This is a genomic window from Acidovorax sp. NPDC077693 (genome assembly GCF_044542805.1).
Taxonomy (GTDB): Bacteria; Pseudomonadota; Gammaproteobacteria; order Burkholderiales; family Burkholderiaceae_C; genus Acidovorax.
On record NZ_JBITVD010000016.1, the window covers coordinates 54755 to 76218 of the forward strand.

A 21464-nucleotide genomic window follows, 5' to 3' on the forward strand; every position below is an offset into this window, starting at 1 on the left:
GCCTGGACGCGGCGCAGGAACGGCGATAAAGTGAATCCATCGTTAACCCTGGGTTGAAGATTTAGCCGATGAGTTCCAGCACCATCCAGCCCGCAGAGCTGGGCTTTTTCTCCACCCTGGCGGCCAGCCCCAGCCTGAGTGCCGCCGGGCGCGAGATGGGCGTCTCCACCGCCGCTGTCAGCAAGCACCTGGCGCAGATGGAGCGGCGCCTGGGCGTGGTGCTGGTGAACCGGTCCACGCGCCGCATGAGCCTCACGCCCGAGGGCGAACTGCTGCTGGAGCACGCCCGCCGCATCCTGCGCGAGATCGACGCGCTGGATGAGCTCATCGTGCAGTCCCGCGCCAGCCCCAAGGGCCTGCTGCGCGTGAACGCCACGCTGGGCTTCGGGCGCATGCACATCGCGCCGGCCATCTCCGACTTCGTGCGGCTGTACCCCGAGGTGGATGTGCAGTTGCAGCTGTCGGTGCACCCGCCACCCATCACCGACGACGCCTACGACGTGTGCGTGCGGTTCGGCGAGCCACCCGACGGCCGCGTGATCGCCCGGCGCATCGCACCCAACCGGCGCCTGCTGTGCGCCGCCCCCGCCTACTTGGAGCGCCACGGCCGACCCCGCGTGCCGCGGGACCTGATGGCCCACCAGTGCATCGGCATCCGCCAGGGCGACGAGGCCTACGGCCTGTGGCGGCTGACCACCGGGCGGGGCAGCAAGGCCCACACCGAGTCCATCAAGATCACGGGCAACCTGACCACGAACGACGGCGAGATCGCCGTGCTGTGGGCTTTGCAGGGGCACGGCATCGTGATGCGTGCCGAGTGGGACGTGAACAGGCACCTGGCGCAGGGCCTGCTGGAGCCCGTGCTGCCGCACTACCAGACGCCTGCGGCCGACGTGTACGCGGTGTACCCCCAGCGCCACCAGTTCTCGACGCGGGTGCAGACCTTCGTGAAGTTTCTGGCTGAGGCGTTGGCGAAGTCGGGCACGCTGGCGGGGGTGGACGTGGGAGACGGCGCAGGGCCCGGGCCTGGTGCGAAGAAAGCGGCCAGGGCTGGTACGAAACCGGGCGCCAGGGATGCGGCGGCAAAGCGCCCGGCCAGCAGTCCGTGAGGCCGCAGCGGGCCTGTAGCTGGTGGCTCAGGACGACAGCCGCACCATGAGCAGCCCTGCGCACACCAGCACGGCCGACATGATGCGCGCCGGGCCCATGCGCTCCTTGAGCAGCCAGGTGGAGATCAGCGCCACTAGCAGCACGCTGGTCTCGCGCAGGGCCGACACCGCGCCCATGGGGGCCCTTGCCAGCGCCCACACCGCAATCCAATACGCCCCCATCTGCATGGTGCCCGCGGCGCTACAGCGCCAGAGCATGGCGCGGTCCACGCAGAAGGTGCGGGGCCCCTTCCACAGCAGCACGATGAGCGCCGTGGCAATGCCGTCGCCTAGCGTGAGGATGACTGCAAAGCCGATGGCCGAACCCGCCTGGCGCGCACCCATGGCGTCGATCACCGTGTAGGCGGCGATCAGCACCCCCGTCAGCAGTGCATAGCCCACGGCCTTGCGCTGGGCGCGGCCGCTCCCCGTGCCGCTGCGGATGAGCGCTAGCGACAGCACGCCTGTGCACAGGCACGTCACGCCCCACACCGCGCCCATGCCGGGCCATTCGCCCGCAAACACTGCGGCGCCCAGCATCACCATCAGCGGCGCGGAGCCCCGGGCGATGGGGTACACCTGCCCCATGTCCCCGTGGTTGTAGGCCACGGGCAGGGCGAAGTGGTAGGCCGTGTGCACCGCGATCGACAGGGCCAGCAGCGCCCAACTGGCCGACGCCGGCAGGTCCACCCACGGCAGCGCCAGCAGCGACAACCCGCTGCCCATCAGCGTGGTGATCGCCATGGCGGTGATCCGGTCGCCGCCCACCTTGATGGCGCTGTTCCACCCGGCATTGAGTGCCGCGGACAGCAGCACGACGAAGAAAATGTCGTTGGTGAGCATGGGGGCGCAGCATTTTGTTTGGATGCGTGATGATCTTTTTGAAGCAGACTTCTGTAAAGTTGAGTTCAATGATGATTGAATTCAGGATTTCTGATGCGAAACCTCAACCTCGACCAAGTGCAGACGCTGATAGCGATCGCCGACCTGAAAACGCTGGCCGCGGCGGCCCAGGCCCTGCACCTGGCGCCCCCCACCGTGAGCCTGCACATCAGTGAGCTGGAGTCGCGCCTGGGGGCCACGTTGGTGGTGCGCGGCCGGCGGCAGGCCAGCCTGACTGCCGCGGGCCAGGTGATGGTCGACGCGGGGCGCCGGCTGCTGGCCGCTGCGGACGAGGCGGTGGAGCAGGTGCACCGGCGTGCGCAGGGGCTGCAGGGCGTGGTGCGCCTGGCCACCACGGCCGGCGTGAGCGCGGGCCTGCTGCCGCCGCTGATGCAGTGGCTGGCCCAGCAGAGCCCCGGGGTGGACGTGAAGCTGGATGTGCTCAGTTCTGCCGAGTCCATGGCCCGCCTGGTGGCAGGCACGCTCGACCTGGCCATCGTGGCCCTGCCGCAGGCGTCGGGCAGCGGGGTGCAGGTGGACGCCTGGCGCAGCGACCCCATGGTGGCGCTGGTTCCTGCGGCGTGGCCCGCGCCGCCGCAGGTCACGCCCCAGTGGCTGGCGGATCAGCGCTGGATGTCGTTCGGCCCGGCCACGCAGATGTACCGTCTCACGGCCGGCTGGTTCGCCCAGGCCGGCCTGAACCCGCGGCCCCGCATGGAGTTGAACCACCCGCTGGCGCTGCGCAGCCTGGTGGTGGCTGGTCATGGCGTGGCCGTGCTGCCGCTGGAGCAGCCGGGCGTGGCGGGACAGCATGGCGAGCCGGACGGCGCGGGGCTGCAGGTGCGCCCGCTGCACCCGCCCTTGCTGCGCGAACTGGGGCTCGCCCGCCGGTCCGCCGACGCGCAGGACCCGGCCATCCTGGCGGTGTGGCGCGCGCTGGACACGTTTGCCAACGTGGCGGCACCGCCGCCGCCCTCACACCGTGTTGTGCAGCTCTGACAGAAAGTAGCGCGCCGCCTCCGGCAGCGGTCTGTCCTTGCGGATGATGGAGCCGAAGGCGCCCATCTTGTGCTTGATGTGGCAGGGCAGGATGCACAGCAGATTGTGCCGCGCGTAGATGTCGGCGATCGACAGGGGAATCACCGCAATCATCGTGGTGTCCGCGATCAGGCGCATGGTGGTCAGGATGGATGCGGTCTCCACCAGCCCGCGCGGCAATGGAGCATGGATGGCGCGGAACTCCTGCTCCAGCACGTCCCGCATGGGGCTGCCGGAGGGCTGCAGGATCCAGGAGTATTCGAGCAGGCTGTCGAACGGAACATGCTTCTTGGTGGACAGCGGGTGGTCCACGCCCACCACCACCGACAGCGTTTCGTTTTCCAGGGGCTGAAAGATGAAGTCGGCGCGGTGCTCGGGCGCCACCCGGCCCACGGCGATGTCGATGGAGCCGTCCTTGAGCATCTCCACCAGCCGGTCGCTGGTGTCCAGCGTCACGTGGATCGTGATCAGCGGGTAGGTCTTGTTGAGCGCGATGATGGCCTGGTTAAGCAGCGTAGGCAGCGGGGCCATGATGCAGCCGACCGACACCCGCCCGGAGCTGCCCAGCTGCAGCTCGTCGAGCTCGCGCACCATCGACTCCAGCGAGCCGCGCATGCCCTGGAAGAAGCCCAGCACCTTCTCGCCGGCCTGCGTCATCTTCTGGCCGCGGCCATCGCGCTCGAAGAGCCGCTGCCCCAGCGCCGACTCCAGTTCCTGAATCATCTTGGTGGCCGCCGGCTGGCTCATGCCCAGCTCTGCGGCCGCACGGCGCAGCGTGCCGTGGTCCGCAAAGCTCAGCAGCAATGCCACCTGGCGCATGCGCAGGCGGTTAAGGATCTGGGAGACCAGAAGCTGGGTGGTTTCAGGCATGTCTGACAGCACAAAAGTTTGTATGTACCAAATAGTACATATAAATCATAAATGATAGCCATGGGTTATCTGTCGAGTGCAACTTTTCAATATACGTTAATAGTATTTGTTCTTATATTCGCCCCCCATCCGCTGACTGAAGCTTTTTGTAACCCCTGCGTACATGCCGTACATGATGAAGTCCACCAAGCCCGTCGTTGCCATCACCCTCGGAGACCCTGCAGGCATAGGCCCCGAACTGATCGCCAAACTGCTGGCCACACCCGGCGTCACAGAGCAGGCCAACATCGTCGTGGTGGGGGACCACTGGGTGTGGATCGAGGGGCAGCGCGTCGCGGGGGTGAACGTCGCCACGCAGGCAATCGCTGGCCTGTCCGATGTGCGAAGCCGCGCAGACAGCAGTCGCCCCGCTTTCCTGAGCGTCGCCACGATCAAGCCGGAGCAAGTGCAGCTCGGCCAGGCCAGCGCCGACTGCGGCGCCTCGGTGCTGCAGGTGCTGGACCGGTGCATGGATGGAGCGCAGGCGGGCGAGGTGGATGCCATCTGTTTCGCCCCCCTGAACAAGCACGCCATGAAGCTGGGCGGCCTGGCGCATGAAGACGAGCTGCACCACTTCGCCGAGTACCTCGGCGTGCAGGGCTACTTCTGCGAATTCAACACCCTGGGTGACCTGTGGACGTCGCGCGTGTCCTCGCACATCCCGCTCAAGGATGCGGCCCGCATGCTGAGCCAGGAGCGCATTGTCAGCGCCGCCCGGCTCATCTACCAATCGCTGCAGGCCAGCGGCCACCCCGAGCCCAGGGTGGCGGTGGCTGCGTTCAACCCGCATGGCGGCGACGGCGGCATGTGCGGGCGGGAAGAGATCGACATCATCGCCCCCGCGGTGCGGCAGCTCAGGGACAGCGGCTTTCCGGTGGAGGGCCCGTTCCCGGCGGACACCATCTTCCTCAAGGCCCGCGACGGCCTCTACCAGGCGATCGTGACCATGTACCACGACCAGGGCCAGATCGCCATCAAGCTCATGGGATTCAGCAAGGGCGTGACGGTGCAAGGCGGGCTGCCGGTGCCCATCACCACCCCGGCGCACGGCACCGCTTTCGACATTGCCGGCCAGGGCATGGCCGATGTCAATGCCACGCGCAACGCGTTTCAGATCGCCGCCCGCATGGGGCACAGCGCGTCGCAGGCCCGCGACCAGGCCACCTCCAACCACTGACCACCAGGACACCGCGCACCATGAAAATCAAATCCGTCCGCGCCCGCGTTTTCCAATGGAAGGGCAAGACCGTGCCGCCGCAAGGCAACTTCTGCTCCAACGCGATGGACCTGCTCTACGCGCCGCAGGAGACCATGAGCACCTTCCGTTTCCATGCGTGGACGGTGGTCGAGATCGAAACCGACGACGGCATCGTGGGTCTGGGCAATGTGGCCCTGGCGCCCAGCATCGCCAAAGCCATCATCGACCAGTACCTTGCGCCGCTGGTGGTGGGCCAGGATCCCTGGGACTACGAATACCTTTGGCAGCGCATGTACCGGGCCACGCATGCCTGGGGCCGCAAGGGCGTCACCATGGCCGCGATCTCGGCCGTGGACCTGGCCATCTGGGACATCCTGGGCAAGAGCGTCAACAAGCCCGTGTTCAAGCTGCTGGGCGGGCGCACGAAGGAGAAGATCCCCTGCTACTACTCCAAGCTGTACCGCACCCACCTCGAAGACATGCAGCAGGAAGCGCAGAAGTTCCTGGACCAGGGCTTCACGGCGTTCAAGATGCGTTTCGGCTACGGCCCGGCGCACCTGCAGCAGGGCGTAAGGGAGAACCTCAAGTCCGTCGAGGCCGTGCGCGAGGTGATCGGTTATGACAACGATCTCATGCTCGAGTGCTACATGGGCTGGAACGTCGAGTACGCCAAGCGCATCCTGCCCAAACTCGAAAAGTTCGAGCCCCGCTGGCTGGAGGAGCCCGTCATCGCGGACGACATCGACGGCTATGCCGAGCTCAACCAGCTCACCAGCATCCCGATCTCGGGCGGAGAGCACGAGTTCAGCCTCTACGGGTTCAAGCAACTGCTGGACAAGAAGGCGGTGAGCGTCGTGCAGTACGACACCAACCGTGTAGGCGGCATCACTGCGGCCCACAAGATCAACGCGCTGTGCGAGGCCTACAGCGTGCCTGTCATCCCGCACGCCGGGCAGATGCACAACTACCACCTGACCATGAGCACGCTGGCGTCGCCCATGGCCGAGTACTTCCCCATCTTCGACGTCGAGGTGGGCAACGAGCTGTTCTGGTACATCTTCGACGGAGAGCCCATCGCGGAAAACGGCTTCATCCAGCTCAAGGACGACGTGCCGGGCCTGGGCCTGACGCTCAAGACGGACTACCTGGACCAGTTCGACATCACCGAGTGAGCAGCATGCCCGGACTCTCCAGCCCGCGCTTGCGCGGCATCTTCCCTGTGGCGCCGACCACCTTCCATGAAGACGGCAGCCTGGACCTTGCGAGCCAGAAACGCTGCGTGGACTTCATGATCGACTCCGGCGTGGACGGCCTGTGCATCCTCGCCAACTTCTCAGAGCAGTTCCTGATCTCGGATGAAGAGCGGGAGATCCTCACGCGCACCGTGCTTGAGCATGTGGCAGGCCGCGTGCCGGTCATCGTCACCACCACCCACACCGGCACCGCGATCTGCGCCGCACGCAGCCGCCGCGCGCAGGACATGGGCGCCGCCATGGTGATGGTGATGCCGCCGTACCACGGCGCCACCTTCCGGTTCAGCGAGTCGCAGATCCACGCGTTCTACGCCCAGGTGTCCGACGCCATCGGCATTCCCATCATGGTGCAGGACGCGCCGGCGGCCGGCACGCCGCTGTCGCCCGCGTTTCTCGCGCGCATGGCGCAGGACATCGAGCAGGTCTGCTACTTCAAGATGGAAACCGCCGGTGCCGCCAACAAACTGCGCGAGCTGATCGCCTTGGGCGGCGAGGCCATCGAAGGCCCCTGGGACGGGGAAGAGGCCATCACCCTGCTGGCCGACCTGGAGGCTGGCGCCACCGGTGCCATGACGGGCGCGGGCTTTGCCGACGGTATCCGGCCCATCCTGCAGGCGCACCGCGCCGGAGACAAGGACGCGGCGTTTGCGCACTACCAGCGCTGGCTGCCGCTCATCAACCACGAGAACCGCCAGGCCGGCTTCCTGGCCGCCAAGGCCTTGATGAAAGAGGGCGGCGTGATCGCGTGCGATGCCCCCCGCCACCCCTGGCCACCCCTGCACCCCCAGGTACGCGCACAACTGCTGGACATCGCGCGGCGCCTGGATCCCCTGGTTTTGCGCTGGGCCCGCTGAAAGAACTGCATGCTTCGTTACGACAATTTCATCCACGGCGAGCGCTCGCCCGCGGCTGCCTATGCGGCCAATACGAATCCCAGCGACCTGGCGGACGTGATCGGCGAATACGCCCAGGGGGATACCGGCGACGTGAACGCTGCCGTGTTCGCGGCGAAAACCGCATTCCCGGCATGGAGCACGTCGGGCGTCCAGGCCCGGCACGATGCGCTGGAAAAGATCGCGGCCGAGATCCATGCCCGCAAGGAGGCACTGGGCAACCTGCTTGCGCGTGAAGAGGGCAAGACGCTGCCCGAAGCCATTGGCGAGGTCACGCGCGCGGGCCACATCTTCAAGTTCTTCGCGGGCGAATGCCTGCGCCTGGCGGGAGAAATGCTCCCGTCGGTCCGTCCTGGCGTGGGCGTGGAGGTGTCCCGCGAGCCGGTGGGCGTGGTGGGCCTGATCACGCCCTGGAACTTTCCCATGGCCATTCCGGCGTGGAAGATCGCGCCCGCGCTGGCCTTCGGCAACTGCGTGGTCTTGAAGCCTGCCGAACTGGCGCCCGGCTGCGCCTGGGCGCTCGCGGACATCATCCTGCGCAGCGGCATTCCGGCCGGTGTGTTCAACCTGGTCATGGGCCAGGGCCGCCTGGTCGGCGAGGCCCTGACGCGCCACCCCGACGTCGCTGCCATCAGCTTCACCGGCTCTGTGGGCGTGGGCCGCGGCATCTCCGCCGTGTGCGCGCAACTGGGCAAGAAGATCCAGGTGGAGATGGGCGGAAAGAACCCCCAGGTGGTGCTGGACGACGCAGACCTGGGCCAGGCCGTCGAACTCTGTGCGCAAAGCGCCTTCTACTCGACGGGCCAGCGCTGCACGGCCTCCAGCCGCCTCATCGTGACCGACAGGATCTATCCCGCGTTCATTGCCGCACTGCAGGCGCGGGTGCAGAAGATCAAGGTCGGCGACGCCCGCGCCATCGGCACCGACATGGGCCCGGTGGTCAGCCAGAGCCAGCTGGAGCAAGACCTGGAGTACGTCGATATCGGCCGCTCCGAAGGCGCGGCGCTGGCGGTGGGCGGTCATCCGGTCGCCTGCCACACGGGCAGCGGGAAGAAGGGCTACTTCATGGCGCCCACCTTGTTCGTGGACAGCCTGCCGTCGATGCGCGTCAACCGCGAGGAGATCTTCGGCCCGGTGGCCAGCGTCATCCGCGTGAAGGACTACGAAGAGGCCCTGCAGGTGGCCAACGACACCCCGTTCGGCCTGTCGGCCGGGATCGCCACGGCGAGCCTCAAGCACGTCATGCATTTCAAACGCCACGCGCAGGCGGGCATGGTGATGGTGAACCTGCCCACCGCCGGCGTGGACTACCACGTGCCCTTTGGCGGGCGCAAGGCCAGCAGCTACGGCCCCCGCGAGCAGGGCTCGCACGCCCAGGAATTTTTCACCACCGTGAAGACGACCTACATCCACGCATGACCGCGAACGACACCACTTCTTCCTTGCAAATCCTGGACACGCGCGTGGCGCCGGTGTTTGCGGGCGCGTCGCTGCGCCGGCTGTGCACGGGCGCCATCTGGAGCGAGGGGCCCATCTGGCTGTCGCAGGACCAATCCGTGCTGTGGAGCGACATCCCCAACAACCGTATCCTGCGCTGGAGCGCCGCGTCCGGCATGTCGGTGTGGCGCGAGCAGGTCGAGTTCACGAACGGACATGCGCTGGACCGCGAAGGCAACCTGCTCCATTGCTCGCACGGCCTGCGCGCCATTGTCCGCACCCCGCAGGTACAGGGCGTGATCCGCGCCGACACCATCGACGAGGTGCTGGTGCGCGAGTTCCAGGGCAAGCGCCTGAACTCCCCCAACGATGTCGTGGTGCAGAGCAATGGCTGCATCTGGTTCACCGACCCGCCGTACGGCATTTTGAGTGACCGCGAAGGCCACCAGGCGCGGCGCGAGCAGCCGCACAACCATGTGTTTTGCTATGACCCCGCTGCGGGAACGCTGCACGCGGCATCCGACTTCGTGCAGGAGCCCAATGGCCTGGCGTTCTCGCCGGACGAGCAGTTGCTGTATGTCAGCGACACCTCGGCAGCCCTGAGCGCCGACGGCACGGGCCACCACCACATCGTGGTGTTCGATGTGAAGGGCCACACGCTCCAGAACCCGCGCGTCTTCGCCGAGATATCCCCCGGCCTGCCGGACGGATTTCGCGTCGACCACTGCGGCTGGATCTACACCAGCAGCCTGGACAGCGTGCAGGTGTACCACCCCGACGGAACGCTGCTGGGAAAGATCCTGGTGCCTGAAAAGGTCGGCAACCTCACCTTCGGGGGCGTGCGCGGCGACACGCTGTTCATTGCCGCCAGCACATCGCTCTACAGCATCGTCCTCAATACCCGCGGAGCCATCCGACCATGACCGACAACATCCTTTTGCTGGTGGAAAAATGCAGCCACTGCCTGAGCTACTACGACATCGACACCGGTGAGCGCCTGGCCAGCATCCAGTTGCCAGACTTTCCCCACGAGTTCGTGATCGACTCGCAGGAGCGGTACGCGTACATCGGCCACTACGGTGTCGAGACGTCGGGCCACCTGGGTTTCGGCGGCACGCAGATCTTTCAGGTGGACATCGCCCGCCGCGAGTTGGCCCGGACCATCGACATCGCGCCCTTCAACCGGCTGCACGGCATGCAGATGGACGCACAGGACCGGCTGTACGCACTGAGCGAAGACCGCGCGCAGCTTGTCGTGCTGGACCACCCCGCCACCGACACCGCGCCGCGCCGCGCGGTCAGCACCGGCGGCATCAAGAGCCACCTGTTCGCGCTGACGCGCGACGGCCAGACGGCGTACGCGATGAACCTGCTGTCGCATACCGTGACCAAGATCCGCCCGCACGACGCCACGGTGGCACCCGTCGCCTGCGCACCCGGCGAGAAGCCCGAGGGCTATGCGCTGAGCGAGGACGAGAAGACCCTGTACGTGACATGCCGCTGGAGCAACACGCTGTGCGCCATCGACACGGCCACCATGCAGGTCAAGTACCAGGCGCCGTCGCGCGACGATGCCACGCGCTTGTACCTGTACCGCGACGGCCGCCTGGTGGTCACCAACTACGGGGCCCGCAGCCTGTCCATCGTGGACCCTGCGACCTTGCAGGAGATGGCCCACGTGCAGATGGACGCCCGGGCGATCGCGTTGAGCTTTCACCCCACACGCCCCATCGCCTTCGTCAGCCAGGACAACGATCTGCTCGGGTACTTCCACATGGAGACGCTGCAGTTCGAGCGCTTCGTGCCCACGCAGCGCGAGCCCGACGTGTCGCGTGTTCTCAGCCGTTCGCACGCATAGCAACACGGAAGGCTTGCCATGAACGAACTGCTGCAGTGGCTGCTGACGCCCATCAGTGGCTCCACGCACCACGAGATCGCCCGCTGGGCCTACTGGCATGCGCGGGTCATGGTGCTGGCGTGGGCCATCGTGCTGCCCCTGGGCATTTTGGTGGCGCGCTTCTTCAAGGTCATGCCGGGCCAGAACTGGCCTGCCGTGCGCGACAACAAGGCCTGGTGGCACGCGCACCGGGGGCTGCAGTACGCCGGCTTCGCGTTGATGCTCCTGGGCGTTGCGCTTGCCTGGGGCAACGCCCGCGGGGCGCACCCGGTGGCGACCCTGCACGGTGCCATGGGATGGGGCGTGCTGGGCCTGGTGATCGTGCAGATAGCGTCTGCCTGGGCGCGCGGCACCAAAGGCGGGCCCACCAGCGCGCAGATGCGCGGCGACCACTTCGACATGACGCCCACGCGCGTGACCTTCGAGCATGTCCACAAGGCGGGTGGCTACATCGCACTGCTGGCATCCGTTGCCACGATCTTGCTGGGCCTCTTTGCCGTCGATGCCCCGCGGTGGATGTGGATCGTGCTGGTGGCGTGGTGGCTGGTGCTGGGCGCAGTGTTCGCCGTCCTGCAGCACCGCGGTCGCTGCATGGACACCTACCAGGCCATCTGGGGCCCTGACACGGGCACGCCGGCCAGCCAGCGGCCGCCCGTGGGCTGGGGCGTCAAACGCTACACCGCCGACCAGTGGCAACAGAAGTTCGGGCCGCCCCCGCCGCCGCGCATGCCCCACCAACAACGATAGGCAATCAGGAGAACACATGGCAGGACTGGAACTACGCAATGTCGTCAAGCGCTTCGGCGATGTGACGGTCGTGCAGCAGATGGATTTGTCCATTCAAGAGGGCGAGTTCATCGTGCTGCTCGGTGAATCGGGCTGCGGCAAGAGCACGACGCTGCGGATGATCGCGGGGCTGGAGGAGGTCACGCAGGGGCAGATCCTGATCGGCGGCCGAGACGTGACGCACGCCGCCCCCATGGACCGCGACATCGCGATGGTGTTCCAGAACTACGCGCTGTATCCGCACATGAACGTGGCCGAGAACATGTCGTTCGCACTGCGGCTCTCGGGCCGGTCCAAGGCCGAGATCGCCGACAAGGTCAACGCAGCCGCACGCATCCTCAACATCGAGCATCTGCTCGAACGCAAGCCCAAGGAGCTGTCGGGCGGGCAGCGGCAGCGTGTGGCGATCGGCCGGTCCATCGTGCGGGAGCCCAAGGTGTTCCTGTTCGACGAGCCCCTGTCCAACCTGGACGCCAAGCTGCGGGGCCACATGCGCGCAGAACTGGCCCTGCTGCACGAAAGACTGGCCAAGACCACGGTGTACGTCACCCACGACCAGGTGGAGGCGATGACGCTGGCGTCGCGCATCGTGATCTTCGACAAAGGGCGCATCCAGCAGGTCGGTACACCGTCAGAGGTTTTCACGCGCCCCGCCAGCCTGTTCGTGGCGGGCTTCATCGGCACGCCCACCATGAATTTCTTTCAGGCGCGCTACACCCTGGACCAGGGCCTGGGCATCCTGCGCGGGGAGGGGTTCGCGTGGGCGGCCCCCGAGTGGCTGGTGGCCAAGCAGCCGCGACCCGACCAGGCGCTCACGCTGGGCTTGCGCCCCCAGGCCTTGCGGCCCCGGGGCGACTACAACAGCCTGCTCAGCCTGCAGGTGGATGTCGTGGAGTACCTGGGCACCGAAAGCCAGGTCGTGGGCCACATGAACACGCCCTCCGGGCAGCGCGTGGCGGCGATGGTGCCCGGCAATGCGCAGAGCCAGTTGCACCAGCGCATCGATCTGGGCTTCGACACCGCGGACATGCATGTCTTCGACACCGAATCCGGCCGCTCGCTGCACCTTTGAACCTGCTTTCACCCCATCTCGACGCGCACCACCCCTTATGCCCCAGGAGACAACCATGCAAAGACGCGACTTCGTCAAACGTGCCAGTGCCACCGTGTTCGGCGCCAGCCTGCCTTTCAGCGGCATCCGTGCGCAGAGCCGCTATTCCAAGTATGCGGGTCAGACCGTCACGTTCAGCGTGCCGTCGCACCCGCACTACGACGCCATGATGAAGATCCTGCCGGAGTTCACCAAGGAAACCGGCATCAAGGTCGAGACCGACCGCCTGGCCATGGGCCGCATGAAGGAAAAGCAGCTGCTGGAGATGGCCAAGCCGCAGGGCGACTATGACCTGGGCTGCTATGTGGTGATGTGGAAGGGCGAATACGTCGCCAAGAACCTGATCCGGCCGCTCGACCCCTTCTTGCAGAACCCCGCGCTCGCAGACCCCGCCTACGACATCAAGGACATCATCCCCGTCTACCTGGAAAACCTGGGCCTGGTGGGCGGCCCCAAAGGCTACCTGGCAGGGCCGGGCGCCAAGCTCTACGGCCTGCCGTACGGCGCGGAGACGTCGGTGCTGGCCTACCGCAAGGACATCTTTGCCAAGCACAACCTCAAGGTCCCCGAGACCTATGCCGATCTCGGCCAGCTGCTCAGGGTCATCCGGGAAAAGGAAGGCATCGGCGCGCTGGCCTCGCGCGGGCAGGCCGGCCACCAGGCGGTGCATGCCTGGCTGCTGCACCTCAACCCCCTGGGCGGCAGCGTGTTCGACGACCAGTGGCGCGTGCGCTTCAACGACAAGGTGGGCGTCGAGGCGCTCAAGTTCCTGCAGGAGGTGGTCGCCACCGGGCCGGCGGGCATTCCAGGGTACGGGCAGGGCGAGAGCAACACCGCGTTCCTGCAGGGGCAGGCCGCGATGTACCTCGACTCCACGTCCATCGCGGGCCTGGTGAACGATCCGGCCAAGTCCAAGATCGTGGGCAAGGTGAGCTGGGCGCTGCATCCGATGGGCACCCGCCGGGCATCGCAGTCGGGCGGTCTGGGCCTGGCCATTGCGAAGAATGCCAAGAACGCGGATGCAGGCTTTCTGCTCATGCAGTGGCTCACCTCAAAGGCGCAGGACAAGGCCGTCACCAAGGCGGGCGGTGCGCCCACGCGCAACTCGACGCTGGCCGACGCCGACCTGGTGCGGCAGTACCCCGAGTTCATCACCTTCAAGGAAGCCCTCAAGTACTCCAACCCCGACTGGCGCCCGATCATTCCCGTCTGGGACAAGATCAACGTGCAGGCCCTGGGGGTGGGCATCTCGGAGGCGCTGACCGGCAAGAAGACCGCCGAGGCTGCGCTCAACGACCTGGTGGCCCCGGTCACTCAGATCATGCGCGAAGCCGGCTACAAGGTCTGAGGAGCGTACGGCATGCGCACCCCCTCCTGGGTTCCTCTCCTCTATGTGGGGCCGGCCGCGCTGATCATGGCCGCGGCCTGCCTCTACCCGGTCCTCTCGGCCTTTCAGCTGGGCCTGTACGACTGGAGCATGGGCACGCCGTGGAGCGAAGCCCGCTGGGTCGGCCTCGATGCCTTCGCGGCCGCCTTCAAGAACCCGCGGGTCTGGTCGTCGCTCTGGACCACGCTGATGTTCGCCGGCGTCTGCGTCACGGCAGAGATGCTGCTGGGCATCGCGCTGGCGTTGGCCCTGGAGCGGCCCGTGCGCGGCACGGCCATCTTCCGCACCCTGTTTATCCTGCCGATGATGATCGCGCCCATCGCCGTGGGCTTGGCGTGGCGCTACATGTTCGATGCGCAGTTCGGCCTGATCAATGCCGTGCTGGGCCTGTTCAAGATCGCCCCCCTGACCTGGCTGGCAGACCCCACGCTCGCGTTCGCCGCGATCGTGATTGCCGACATCTGGCAGTGGACGCCGTTCGTTTTCATCATGATGGTCGCGGCGCTGGCCAACGTGGATGGCGCCGTGATCGAAGCGTCGCGCATCGACGGCGCCAACTGGTGGCAGATGACCACCTTGGTGAAGCTGCCCATGATCGCGCACGTCATCGCCATCACCTTGATGATGCGGCTGGTCGATGCCTTCCGCGTGCTGGAAGTCATCTATGTGCTGACCTTCGGCGGGCCCGGCGATTCGACCGAGATCCTGGCGCTTCACATCTACAAGACCGCCTTCGTGGGCCAACAGCTCGGTGTGGCGGCGGCGATCTCCGTGCTGCTGCTGGTGGTGGTGGCCGGGCTGTCGTTTGCGGCGCTGCGCATTTCCAACCCGCTGGACGGCAAGAAGTAAGCGAGGCCGGACATGTCCATGAAACGCTCTCCCGTCCTCGTCACCGCGCACTACGCCATGCTGGTGGGCCTGGCCCTGCTGTGCATCGCGCCCATCGCGGTCATCTTCGCCACCAGCCTGCGCCAGCAGGTCAACATCTTCTCCGAGCCCCTGAATTTTCTCTTCACGCCCACGCTGGAGAACTACCGCGCCGTGCTGCAGGAAGACAAGTTCGACCGCTACCTCTACAACAGCCTGTTCGTCGGCGTGATCTCCACTGCCGTGACGCTGGTCCTGGGCTGCATGGCGGCGTATGGCCTGGCGCGCTTTCGCTTTCCCGGGCGGCATGCGCTGGCCTACACCACGCTGCTGCTCCGAACGGTGCCGCTGGCCGTGATGGCGATTCCGGTGTTCCTCATCTGGAACGAATGGCATCTGGTCAACAGCCTGTGGGGCCTGGTCCTCCTGTACGTGGCGGTCAACCTGCCGTTCACGATCTGGCTGCTGTACGGCTTCGTGCTGCAGGTGCCGGTCGAGCTGGAAGAAGCCGCCGCCATCGACGGCTGCGGCCCCATCCGGGTGTTCACCAAGGTGCTCCTGCCGCTGATGGCGCCGGGGCTGGCCGCGGCGTCGATCTTCACCTTCCGCATCGCCTGGAACGAGTTCATCCTCGCCCTGGTGCTCACCGACCGCCACACCCGCACCTTGCCCGTGGCTGCATCGCTGTTCATCACCGACATGGGGGTGGACTGGGGGCGGGTGATGGCCATGGGCAGCCTCATTGCCATTCCGCCGCTGATCTTCACCTTCGTCGCCGCCCGCCAGATCATCACCGGGCTGACGGCCGGCGCCGTCAAGGGCTGACGCCCCGCCGGATCGCCGTGCTCCGCTTGCCTGACGCCGAACCTTTCCCCCAGTCACCGCACAGACCTTATGAGAATCACGCAGAAGCTGAGCATTGCGCAGAAACTTTTTGCCTTGTCGACCACGCTCGCCGCGCTGGTGCTGCTGGGTGCATGGCAGGTGTCCGACCGGCTCGGTACGGTGGCCGGCAAGGCTGCGGCGTCGGCCGAAGCCGGCGCCATCGCCGACAGCGTCGGGGCCGCGCAGCAGATGCTGGGCATCACGGTCGCGCTGGTGGTGGCCGGTCTGCTGGCCTTGGCTTGGTGGGTGGGCAGCGTGCTGCGCCGGCGCGTGGCGCTGGCGCGCAAGTTCACTGACGACGTGCGGGTGGGCAACCTCACCACGCTGATCCACGACCCGGTGGCCGACGAGTTCTCGCCGCTCATGACGGCGATGCGCGAAATGCAGGAGTCGCTGACCAAGGTGGTCACCAAGGTGCGGGCGGGCGCTCAAGAGGTCTCCATCGCCAGCGACGAAATATCGCAGGCCAACACCGACCTGTCGGAGCGCACCGAGCGCCAGGCGATGTCGCTGCGGCAGACCTCCGACGCCATCGACGCGCTGGCCAGCAGCGCCTCGCTCGTGGGGGCCAAGTCCGACTCCGGCAACACGATTGCGCAGCAGACGGCCCAGGCGGGCGAACACGGCAACCGGGCCTTTGCCTCGGTGCAGCAGACGATGCAGCAGATCGCGTCGGACTCGGCGCGTGCCGCGGACATCATCTCGCTGATCGACGGCATTGCGTTCCAGACCAACATCCTGGCGCTCAACGCGGCGGTCGAGGCGGCCCGCGCGGGGGAGCAGGGCCGGGGCTTTGCCGTGGTGGCCAGCGAGGTGCGGTCGCTGGCCCAGCGCAGCGCTGATGCGGCCAAGGAGATCAAGGAGCTGCTGACCGGCAGCAGCGACCGCATCGCCACCGGTGCGAACCTCGTGCACACCGCGGCCAGGCAACTGAGCGGCATGACGCAGGCCATCCACAGCGCCACCAGCATCATGACGGAGATCGCGCAGTCGAGCCGCACCCAGCGCCAGAACGTCGGCGAGGTGATCCAGTCCATCGAGATGATCGACCAGGCCACGCAGCAGAACGCCGCGCTGGTGGAGCAGACGGCCGCCGCCTCGCAGCAGCTGCGCCTGCAGGCGGCCCGCCTGGTCGAGTCCGTCAACGTCTTCACGCTGAACGGGTCGGCGCGCGAGGCCGAGGAGCAGGTGCGGCGCGCCGTGGCCCTCATCCACCAGGTGGGCCCGGAAAAGGCCTACGCCGAGTTCACCCGCGGCACCAATTTCAAGGACCGGGATTTGTACATCACGGTGTACGACTTCGGCGGACGCAACCTGGCCCACGGCGCCAACCCCGCCAACGTGGGCAAGACGCTGATCGACATGAAGGACTTCAACGGCGTGCCCATCGTCAAGAACTCCCGCGATCTGGCCCGGGACCGCAACAGCGGGTGGTCTGCGCCGTACCACATCCTCAATCCCGTCACGCAGCGCGTCATGGTCAAGAAGGCCTATGTGCAGCGGGTGGGCGACACCTTCGTCTCGTCCGGCGTCTATGTGCTGGACATCGAGTGAGCAGATTCATGGACAAGCAGGTAAATGGGGGGAATGCCGTATGAAGCGAAGAGCCTTGTTGATCCGGTCGGCGTGCGCCGCCGCCGTCCCGGCAGCCTGTGTGCCGTCTTTGCGGGCCGCCGATATCTATGCGCGCTACCGTGGGCAGAAGGTCGTGCTGTGCTTGCCCAAACACCACCATTACGACGCTGCGATCAAGCTGTTTCCGCAGTTCACCCAGGAGACCGGCATCCTGGTGGAGTTCGAGCAGCTGCCGATTGCGGAGATGAAGAAGAAACAGTTGGTGGAGATGGCCAAGGGCCAGGGCGGCTACGACCTGATTTCGTACGTCGTGATGTGGAAGGGCGAGTACGTCAAGAAGAACTTCATCCGCGAGATCGAGCCCTTTCTCAAGAACCCGCAGCTGGCACTCGGTGATTTCGACCTGCCGGACGTCATTCCCAGCTTTCTGGAAAACATCGGGCTGGTGGGTGGCTGGAAGGGATACCTGGCGGGCGGTGCCGCCAAGCTGTACGGACTGCCCTATGGCGCCGAGACCTCCGTGCTGGCGTACCGCAGCGACATCTTCGACAAGCTCAACCTCAAGGCGCCCACGTCGTACTTCGAGCTCGAACAGATGCTGCCGGTGCTCCACGACAAGGCGGGCATGGGAGCGCTCGCGTCGCGGGGCAAAGAGGGGCACCAGTGCGTGCACGCCTGGCTGCTGCACCTGAACCCGCTCAACGGTGGCATCTTCGAGAACAGCTGGCTGCCCCGCTTCAATGATGCGGCGGGCGTGCGCGCGGCGCAGTTGCTCAAGAAGATCATCGACACCGGCCCGGCAGGGGCGCTCAATTTCGGCCAGAGCGAGATGATCAACGCCTTCCTGCAGGGCGAGTCCGCCATGTACCTCGACTCCACCCTGATTTTCGGCGCGGTGCGCGACCCCAAGCTGTCCAAGGTCAACGGCAAGGTGGCGTTTGCCAGGCACCCGCGCGGCAGCAGGTATGCCTCACAGACCGGGGGGCTGGGCCTCGCCATCCCCACCAACGCCAGGAACGCCGACAGTGCGTTCTTGCTGATGCAGTGGCTCACCGCGAAAAACCAGGACAAGGCGGTGTGCCACCTGGGCGGCGTGCCGCACCGCATGTCCACCCTGGCGGACGAGAGCCTGGGCAGGAAGTACCCGGAGTTCCAGATGCTGTCGCGCAGCATCGGGGACGCCAATCCCAACTGGCGGCCCATCATTGCGCAGTGGGACGAGATCAACACCGATGTGCTGGGCAAGAGCATCCACGACGTGATCGCAGGGCGCCAACCCGCCGAAGCTGCATTGAACGATGCCGCCCAGGCCGTGAAGAAGATCATGCAGCGCGAGGGTTACATCACTTGAGGGCCGTACCAGCGGCTGAGCAGCCACGGGTGGCGGAGGCCAAAGGTCAGCCGGCGGGCACTGCCTGCAAGCCCGTGGCCGGTGGGCCGTGGCATGGAGACCGGCGAATTCTTTCGGCCTGCGCTGCGCCAGGTTGGCCGTGTAGACACGGGGGCGGAGGCCCTCAGACCCGCTTGCAAAAGAAGGTAGTGCCGCAGAACGCGCCATCGGGCATGAGGGCGTAGTCGGGCACCACGCCCACCCGCTGCCAGCCGGCGCGCTCGTACAGGCGCTCGGCGTCGCCGCCCGTCACCGTGTCGAGCACCAGCACCGCCTTGCCCGCATCGCGCGCGGCCTCGTCCACGGCGGCCATCAGGCGCTGGGCCACGCCCTGGCGGCGGGCCTGGCGGTGGACCAGCATCTTGGCCACGTCGGCGCGGTGGGGCTGGTTGTCGGGCATGGCGGTGATGAGCTGCACCGTGCCCACGACGCACCCCTGTGCATCCTCGGCCACCAGCAGCACGCGCTTGTTGCGCGCCACGCCATCGGCCACGCCGCGCCAGAAGGCCAGGGCCTTGTCGTGCGGCAGGGGCCACATGAAGCTGACCGACGCACCGCCTTGCACGCAGTCGATCAGCACCTCGGCCAGGGCCTCAGCGCAGGCGGCGGCCTCGTCGCCACCCAGGCGGCGGATGGTGATGCCGGGCGCCTCGGTGGCGGAGGCGGTGTCGGGGGAGGGCGGCAGGGTGGTGTCGGTCATGGCTTTCTCCGGGCCGTGGGGGCAGAAGCGGGGAGGGTGGTCAAGGCGACCACGTAGCGCGCGGCCTGCGCGCCGGGGTTGTGGAAGACGATGGGCTGGCTGAGCTGCATGGCCAGACAGTCGCCCGCGGCCAGCGCCCAGGTGGTCTCGCCCACGGTCAGGTCCATGCGGCCTTCGATCAGCCAGACCTGCTGGTGGATGTCGGCGTCATGCACCGCGGAATCGAGCGACACGCGCTGGCCGGGCGGGAACACCACCTCCACCAGTTGCAGCGGCGAAGGCGCGGGCGGCGAGAGCCGGCGGCGCACGTAGCCCGATGCCGGGTCCTGCCACCGCGGCTGGTCGGCAGCTCGGATCAGGGGCGAGGGGGCTGCGGCGTTGTCGCTGTCGCTGCTGTCTTCAAAGAACGACGCCAGCGCCACGCTCAGGCCGATGGCCAGCTTGTCGAGCACGGCAGCCGTGGGGCTGCTCTGGCCGCGCTCGATCAGCGATATGTTCGAGCGGCTCACGCCACTGCGTTCCGCCAGGGTCTCCAGCGAATAGCCGCGTGCGGTGCGCAGCACGCGCAGGCGCTGGGCGATGCGGGTGTTGATGTCCATGATGGCAGTTTAATGGAAATTTAATCCATTAAAATGGATGATCACTGCGTCACGGCCTGTGTCGCTGCCCTTAATGGTCGTGTGGCATGTCGCTTCCCGCCATCCACACGGCGTCAGGTGTCGGGCATGACTGCTCCTTTTTTCATAGCTACTCGCGCTTGCCAGTAAAGCGGTACAGGCTTTTTTTTGCAAAAATGGGCAGCTCCAGGGGCCTTGCCCGCGTGCATGCACGGGCCGCCGCCGCTCCAAAGCCGCCACGCCTGATACTGTGTGCACGTTGTATTCCCCATAAAAACTTCAGAAGACCCAAGCCATGAACCTGCCTTTCCAACCGCTGGACGCCGACCTGTTCAGCCGCGTGCAACCTCTGCTGGACGACGAGTGGCTGGGGCGCGACCCCGATCTCGCTCCGGTGCTGCCCACCGTGCTCGCGCGCAATGTGGGCCAGGACTGGCACAAGGCGGGCACCTTCCGGCATCACCTGGTCGGCGTGGCGCGGTCGCTCACGGTGTGGCAGCAGCCGCGCGATGTGCGGCTGCTGGGCCTGCTGCACAGCGTGTACGGCAATGCCTTCGTGGACCTGGTGAAGTTCGACCCCGCCAAGGAGCGGGCCCGCGTGCGCGAGATCGCGGGTGAGTCGGCCGAGCACCTGGTGTACCTGTTCTGCACGCAGTCGCGCACGCAGTTCGTGCAGAAGGTGCTGGCGGGTGCGCTGGAGAGCGACGGTAGCCTGGTGCTGGAGCAGGACGCGGGCCAAGGCGGCGGGCACCGCGTGCTCACGCCTTACGAGGTGGCGGTGTTCATCATCGTGAGCATGGCCGACACCATCGAGCAGTGGTTCAGCTGGCAGGACGACATCTTCTCGCGCTTTCCGGCGGTGCAGCACCGCCCGCAACCGGTGCATTGGGCGGCTTCGCTGTGGCCCGGCCCGATGCGGCCCACTGGGCGCATGGTCTCGCAGATCAATGGCCTCGCGCTCGCACTGCAGCACCCGGGTCTGCAGGGCCTGCTGCCGATGCCCCCCGTGTTCGCCCGCTGCACCCAGCCCCTGGCGCCCGCGGACGAGGCGGCGGCCGCGTCGCTGTACTGGTCGGTGATCCAGCAGGACCAGCCGCTGGTGGACCTGGACGTGGCCACCGGCGTGCTGGAAAGCGCCGTGCGCCACAACCCCTGGGTGGGGGAGCCGCAATTGGTGCTGGCGCAGTTGTACCTGTCGGCCGGGCGCCAGGACGACGCGCGAGTGGCCGCCGCGAGCGCGCTGCAGCTCTTCAGCGCCTGGGGCAATTCGTGGGACAAGCGCGTGCAGTGGGACGCCTGGGTAGCCTGGACGCGCATCCTGCTGCAGGGAGCCACGGTAGGCGGCACCTGGCCCGAGCGCCTGGACAAGCTGAACAACGTCGCGCTCAGAGCTTAGGCAGCCGTTGCGCTCGCCTCAGCCCGAGGCGACACCGACATCCTTGGGTCGAACCAGTGCGCGTGCGAGTCGATGCATGCGCGGCTCCTTTATGC

The 21464-nt window shown here is 66.8% G+C and carries 19 protein-coding genes and 2 pseudogenes; 17 read left to right on the forward strand and 4 right to left on the reverse strand.

What is annotated here, in order from left to right; genetic code table 11:
• Window positions 1-68: 68 nt before the first annotated feature.
• Window positions 69-1109 carry a LysR family transcriptional regulator gene (locus ACIGHN_RS21270; protein WP_396505890.1) on the forward strand — a complete coding sequence of 347 codons (1041 nt, stop codon included), beginning with the start codon at window positions 69-71 and terminating at the stop codon, window positions 1107-1109.
• Window positions 1110-1136: 27 nt separating this feature from the next.
• Here ACIGHN_RS21270 and ACIGHN_RS21275 read toward each other — a convergent pair whose 3' ends face one another.
• On the reverse strand, window positions 1137-1991 hold the full coding sequence (locus ACIGHN_RS21275; protein ID WP_396505892.1) for an EamA family transporter: 855 nt from the start codon (window positions 1989-1991) through the stop codon (window positions 1137-1139).
• A gap of 93 nt (window positions 1992-2084) precedes the next feature.
• Between ACIGHN_RS21275 and ACIGHN_RS21280 the strand changes: the two genes are divergently transcribed.
• Window positions 2085-3029, forward strand: a complete 945-nt coding sequence (locus tag ACIGHN_RS21280) for a LysR family transcriptional regulator (RefSeq protein WP_396505893.1) — start codon at window positions 2085-2087, stop codon at window positions 3027-3029.
• On the opposite strand, the gene ACIGHN_RS21285 is transcribed toward ACIGHN_RS21280, so the two are convergent.
• Complete coding sequence (locus ACIGHN_RS21285; RefSeq protein ID WP_396505894.1) at window positions 3006-3938, reverse strand: LysR family transcriptional regulator; 933 nt, start codon at window positions 3936-3938, stop codon at window positions 3006-3008. The two genes, ACIGHN_RS21280 and ACIGHN_RS21285, sit on opposite strands and share 24 nt — an antisense overlap.
• Before the next feature lie 172 nt (window positions 3939-4110).
• Here ACIGHN_RS21285 and ACIGHN_RS21290 point away from each other — a divergent pair, with 172 nt between their 5' ends.
• From ACIGHN_RS21290 to ACIGHN_RS21355, 14 genes and pseudogenes are all read left to right on the forward strand, one after another.
• Window positions 4111-5154: a 4-hydroxythreonine-4-phosphate dehydrogenase PdxA gene (locus ACIGHN_RS21290; RefSeq protein ID WP_396505896.1), complete on the forward strand. Its 1044-nt coding sequence runs from the start codon at window positions 4111-4113 to the stop codon at window positions 5152-5154.
• A gap of 20 nt (window positions 5155-5174) precedes the next feature.
• Window positions 5175-6347, forward strand: coding sequence for an L-rhamnonate dehydratase (locus ACIGHN_RS21295; RefSeq protein WP_396505898.1), 1173 nt, complete (start codon window positions 5175-5177; stop codon window positions 6345-6347).
• 5 nt (window positions 6348-6352) lie between these two features.
• Window positions 6353-7282 carry a dihydrodipicolinate synthase family protein gene (locus ACIGHN_RS21300; protein ID WP_056412754.1) on the forward strand — a complete coding sequence of 310 codons (930 nt, stop codon included), beginning with the start codon at window positions 6353-6355 and terminating at the stop codon, window positions 7280-7282.
• A 9-nt stretch (window positions 7283-7291) separates the two neighbouring features.
• Window positions 7292-8740, forward strand: coding sequence for an aldehyde dehydrogenase family protein (locus ACIGHN_RS21305; protein ID WP_396505899.1), 1449 nt, complete (start codon window positions 7292-7294; stop codon window positions 8738-8740).
• A complete protein-coding gene (locus tag ACIGHN_RS21310; protein WP_056412622.1) occupies window positions 8737-9681 on the forward strand; it encodes an SMP-30/gluconolactonase/LRE family protein in 945 nt (314 codons plus the stop codon). The genes ACIGHN_RS21305 and ACIGHN_RS21310 overlap by 4 nt, the downstream gene beginning before the upstream one ends.
• Window positions 9678-10616 carry a YncE family protein gene (locus ACIGHN_RS21315; protein WP_396505901.1) on the forward strand — a complete coding sequence of 313 codons (939 nt, stop codon included), beginning with the start codon at window positions 9678-9680 and terminating at the stop codon, window positions 10614-10616. The genes ACIGHN_RS21310 and ACIGHN_RS21315 overlap by 4 nt, the downstream gene beginning before the upstream one ends.
• A gap of 18 nt (window positions 10617-10634) precedes the next feature.
• A complete protein-coding gene (locus ACIGHN_RS21320; RefSeq protein WP_396505902.1) occupies window positions 10635-11402 on the forward strand; it encodes a cytochrome b561 domain-containing protein in 768 nt (255 codons plus the stop codon).
• A 16-nt stretch (window positions 11403-11418) separates the two neighbouring features.
• Window positions 11419-12513 (forward strand): ABC transporter ATP-binding protein, encoded by a 1095-nt coding sequence (locus ACIGHN_RS21325; RefSeq protein ID WP_056412616.1) that lies wholly within the window; start codon window positions 11419-11421, stop codon window positions 12511-12513.
• 55 nt (window positions 12514-12568) lie between these two features.
• Window positions 12569-13900, forward strand: coding sequence for an extracellular solute-binding protein (locus ACIGHN_RS21330; RefSeq protein WP_396505904.1), 1332 nt, complete (start codon window positions 12569-12571; stop codon window positions 13898-13900).
• A gap of 12 nt (window positions 13901-13912) precedes the next feature.
• Window positions 13913-14788 (forward strand): carbohydrate ABC transporter permease, encoded by an 876-nt coding sequence (locus ACIGHN_RS21335; RefSeq protein ID WP_396505905.1) that lies wholly within the window; start codon window positions 13913-13915, stop codon window positions 14786-14788.
• A gap of 18 nt (window positions 14789-14806) precedes the next feature.
• Window positions 14807-15631, forward strand: a complete 825-nt coding sequence (locus ACIGHN_RS21340; protein WP_056412611.1) for a carbohydrate ABC transporter permease — start codon at window positions 14807-14809, stop codon at window positions 15629-15631.
• Window positions 15632-16195: 564 nt separating this feature from the next.
• Window positions 16196-16687 (forward strand): annotated as a pseudogene (locus ACIGHN_RS21345) (methyl-accepting chemotaxis protein); the annotation flags it as partial.
• Between the two features lie 18 nt (window positions 16688-16705).
• Window positions 16706-17245, forward strand: a pseudogene (locus ACIGHN_RS21350) (cache domain-containing protein); the annotation flags it as partial.
• 154 nt (window positions 17246-17399) lie between these two features.
• Entirely contained in the window at window positions 17400-18617 is a 1218-nt protein-coding gene (locus tag ACIGHN_RS21355) for an ABC transporter substrate-binding protein (protein WP_396505991.1), read from the forward strand.
• A 163-nt stretch (window positions 18618-18780) separates the two neighbouring features.
• Here ACIGHN_RS21355 and ACIGHN_RS21360 read toward each other — a convergent pair whose 3' ends face one another.
• Entirely contained in the window at window positions 18781-19356 is a 576-nt protein-coding gene (locus ACIGHN_RS21360; RefSeq protein WP_396505907.1) for a GNAT family N-acetyltransferase, read from the reverse strand.
• Window positions 19353-19955 carry a helix-turn-helix domain-containing protein gene (locus ACIGHN_RS21365; protein WP_396505909.1) on the reverse strand — a complete coding sequence of 201 codons (603 nt, stop codon included), beginning with the start codon at window positions 19953-19955 and terminating at the stop codon, window positions 19353-19355. Before ACIGHN_RS21365 ends, ACIGHN_RS21360 begins: the two co-directional genes overlap by 4 nt.
• Window positions 19956-20268: 313 nt before the next feature.
• Between ACIGHN_RS21365 and ACIGHN_RS21370 the strand changes: the two genes are divergently transcribed.
• The gene (locus tag ACIGHN_RS21370; RefSeq protein WP_396505910.1) at window positions 20269-21369 is read left to right on the forward strand and encodes a DUF6817 domain-containing protein; all 1101 of its coding nucleotides are present in this window, start codon (window positions 20269-20271) and stop codon (window positions 21367-21369) included.
• Window positions 21370-21464: the final 95 nt, after the last annotated feature.

Coding starts and splice junctions, on each gene's coding strand:
- ACIGHN_RS21290 (WP_396505896.1), top strand. CDS start 4,111: ATGATGAAGTCCACCAAGCCCGTCGTTGCCATCACCCTCGGAGACCCT.
- ACIGHN_RS21320 (WP_396505902.1), top strand. CDS start 10,635: ATGAACGAACTGCTGCAGTGGCTGCTGACGCCCATCAGTGGCTCCACG.
- ACIGHN_RS21325 (WP_056412616.1), top strand. CDS start 11,419: ATGGCAGGACTGGAACTACGCAATGTCGTCAAGCGCTTCGGCGATGTG.
- ACIGHN_RS21315 (WP_396505901.1), top strand. CDS start 9,678: ATGACCGACAACATCCTTTTGCTGGTGGAAAAATGCAGCCACTGCCTG.
- ACIGHN_RS21310 (WP_056412622.1), top strand. CDS start 8,737: ATGACCGCGAACGACACCACTTCTTCCTTGCAAATCCTGGACACGCGC.
- ACIGHN_RS21300 (WP_056412754.1), top strand. CDS start 6,353: ATGCCCGGACTCTCCAGCCCGCGCTTGCGCGGCATCTTCCCTGTGGCG.
- ACIGHN_RS21280 (WP_396505893.1), top strand. CDS start 2,085: ATGCGAAACCTCAACCTCGACCAAGTGCAGACGCTGATAGCGATCGCC.
- ACIGHN_RS21360 (WP_396505907.1), bottom strand. CDS start 19,356: ATGACCGACACCACCCTGCCGCCCTCCCCCGACACCGCCTCCGCCACC.
- ACIGHN_RS21365 (WP_396505909.1), bottom strand. CDS start 19,955: ATGGACATCAACACCCGCATCGCCCAGCGCCTGCGCGTGCTGCGCACC.
- ACIGHN_RS21275 (WP_396505892.1), bottom strand. CDS start 1,991: ATGCTCACCAACGACATTTTCTTCGTCGTGCTGCTGTCCGCGGCACTC.
- ACIGHN_RS21340 (WP_056412611.1), top strand. CDS start 14,807: ATGAAACGCTCTCCCGTCCTCGTCACCGCGCACTACGCCATGCTGGTG.
- ACIGHN_RS21295 (WP_396505898.1), top strand. CDS start 5,175: ATGAAAATCAAATCCGTCCGCGCCCGCGTTTTCCAATGGAAGGGCAAG.
- ACIGHN_RS21270 (WP_396505890.1), top strand. CDS start 69: ATGAGTTCCAGCACCATCCAGCCCGCAGAGCTGGGCTTTTTCTCCACC.
- ACIGHN_RS21285 (WP_396505894.1), bottom strand. CDS start 3,938: ATGCCTGAAACCACCCAGCTTCTGGTCTCCCAGATCCTTAACCGCCTG.
- ACIGHN_RS21330 (WP_396505904.1), top strand. CDS start 12,569: ATGCAAAGACGCGACTTCGTCAAACGTGCCAGTGCCACCGTGTTCGGC.
- ACIGHN_RS21305 (WP_396505899.1), top strand. CDS start 7,292: ATGCTTCGTTACGACAATTTCATCCACGGCGAGCGCTCGCCCGCGGCT.
- ACIGHN_RS21335 (WP_396505905.1), top strand. CDS start 13,913: ATGCGCACCCCCTCCTGGGTTCCTCTCCTCTATGTGGGGCCGGCCGCG.
- ACIGHN_RS21370 (WP_396505910.1), top strand. CDS start 20,269: ATGAACCTGCCTTTCCAACCGCTGGACGCCGACCTGTTCAGCCGCGTG.